The following is a 2,427-nucleotide window of genomic DNA, read 5'->3' on the forward strand; positions in this document are numbered from 1 at the left end:
CGGCCGCACCGCAGCCCGCCGCCGCGCAGTGGCCCGCCGCGCCCGCACCCGCCGTTCCCGCGGCCCCTGTTACTCCTGTTGCTCCTGCGGCTCCGGCCGTTCCCGCGGCACCCGCCGTTCCTGCTGCCCCCGCGTCCGAGCCCGTGGCCCCGTCCGCCGCCGCCCCCGAGTACGCCACGCGCCGGGAGCTGGAGGACCTCGCCCACAAGCTGCAGCAGATATCACAGATACAGCTGCAGATGATGTCCCAGCTCTCCCAGCTGCTGTCGCTGCAGACCGCCGCCGCGACCGTCCGCCTCAACGGCACGGTGGCCCGGTGACCGGCCTGGACGCCGCCTCCGCGGCCCTCGAACAGGACCTCGCCGCCATGACCGAGCTCTCGCGGCGCATCGCCGAGCAGATCGGCGGCGGGCCGGTGGGGAGTCCTCCGGACGGGAAAGCGCCGGGTACGGAGAAACCGGCGGGCACGGACAGGCCGCCTGTCGCGGCACCGCCGGCGGACGAGGGGAATCCGGCGCTGCCGGGGACAATCCCTGTCACGGGTACGCCGGCGGGTACGGGGGCACTGACGGCCGCGGTTCCGGCCGAACCGGCGGCCGATGGCGGGTCGGCGGCCCCGGGTGAGGCAGCAGCCTCGGGTGAGGCTGCCCCGAGCGCCGCGCCGCCCGTGGAGCAGGCCGCCGCGCCGCGGCGCGTCCACGGCCCCCGGGTGACCGTCTCGCGCGCCTCCGGCATGGTCCAGGGCGGCGCCCCGCGGTCCCAGCAGGACCACCTCGACGACCTCGTGCGCCGCTACACCGCCAAGACGCCGACCTCCAAGCAGATCGCCCAGCGCTACCGCCGGGTCCTCGCCGACAGCCGCGCCGTCGTGGGCTTCCGCAGCGGTACGAAGGAGATGCTCTACCCCATCGCGGGCCGCCGGGCGAGCGGCTCCCGCCTGCAGGACGTCGACGGCAACGAGTACGTCGACATCACCATGGGCTTCGGCGTGCTCCTCTTCGGGCACGAGCCGGCCTTCGTCAGCGAGGCGGTGCGCGAGCACCTCACCCGCGGCATCCAGCTCGGCCCCCGCAACGTCGAGACCGGCGAAGCGGCCGAGCTGCTGGCCGGGATGACGGGCATGGAGCGCGTGGCGTTCGCCAACTCCGGTACGGAGGCGAACTCCGCGGCCATCCGCCTCGCCCGCTCCGCCACCGGCCGCAACAAGATCGTCACCTTCCTCGGGGCGTACCACGGCCACGCCGACACCGTCCTCGGCCGCTCCTCGGGCGGTCCGGAGGCCCGGGTCACCGTGCCCGTCTCCCGGGGCATCCCGGACAGCGCCGTCTCGGACCTGATCGTCCTGGAGTACGGCAGCGACGCCTCCCTGGAGGCCATCGCGCAGCAGGCCGGCGACATCGCCGTCGTCATCATCGAGCCCGTGCAGAGCCGGCACCCCGAGCTGCAGCCCGTCGAGTTCGTACGGAAGCTGCGCGAGCTGACCGCCCGCCTCGGCATCGTCCTCATGTTCGACGAGATGCTGACCGGCTTCCGCCCGGCGCTGCGCGGCGCCCAGGAGCTGTACGGCGTCACGCCCGACCTCGCCACCTACGGCAAGCTGCTCGGCGGCGGCTTCCCCATCGGGGCCATCGCCGGCCGCACCGACATCATGGACGGCGTCGACGGCGGCTACTGGTCCTACGGCGACAACAGCTACCCGCCCGCGGACACCACGTTCTTCGGCGGCACGTACATCCAGCACCCCGTGTCGATGGTCGCCGCGCGGGCCGTCCTCACGCACCTCAAGGAGCACAGCCCGCTGTTGCAGGAGCGGCTCAACGCCCGCACCGGCGAGCTGGCCGCGGGGCTCAACGCCTTCTTCGAGGCGGAGGAGTTCCCGCTGCGGATGAGCCACTTCGGCTCGCAGTTCCGCTTCGACCACCGCGCGGACATGGAGCTCCTGTACCAGCACATGATGCTGCGCGGCGTGCACGTGTGGGAGTGGCGGAACTTCTTCCTCTCCACAGCGCACTCCGACGGCGATCTGGAATTCATCGCGGACGCGGTGAAGGGGTCCCTGCGGGAGCTTCGGGGGGCGGGGTTCTTCCCGGGCACCCGCGTTGCGGCGCCGAAGGCGCCGAAGGCGCCTGCGGGCGCGTTCTTGGCGGACCTGGTCACCGTAGCTGCGAAGGCCCCGGAGCCGGCGTCGCCGCCCCGGGGCTCCGCCCCGGACCCCGGTCCTCAGTCGCCGGACGGGCTTAAGAAAGAAGGGGCTTCCGGTCCGCTGGGGCCGAGTGGGCCCGGCGAGGGGCAGGTTTCCGGCCTGCAGGCGGCGGGCGAGCCCGGCCGGGAGCGGGTTTCCGGCCCGCATGAGACGGGCCGGCCCGCCACGGGGCAGGTCCCCGGCCTTGAGAGGCTGGGCGGGCCCGTCCAGGAGCAGGCCTCCAG

The 2,427-nt window shown here is 73.9% G+C and carries 2 protein-coding genes; both read left to right on the forward strand.

The features are described from left to right. Nucleotides 1-320: hypothetical protein (locus V7793_RS36405; RefSeq protein WP_336013955.1), on the forward strand; the 320-nt coding region annotated here is incomplete at its 5' end. A gap of 413 nt (nucleotides 321-733) precedes the next feature. Beyond that, on the forward strand, nucleotides 734-2,427 hold a 1,694-nt coding region (locus V7793_RS36410), incomplete at its 3' end, for an aspartate aminotransferase family protein (RefSeq protein WP_336013956.1).

The sequence above is a fragment of the Streptomyces sp. KLMMK genome (assembly GCF_036961605.1).
GTDB lineage: Bacteria > Actinomycetota > Actinomycetes > Streptomycetales > Streptomycetaceae > Streptomyces > Streptomyces telluris.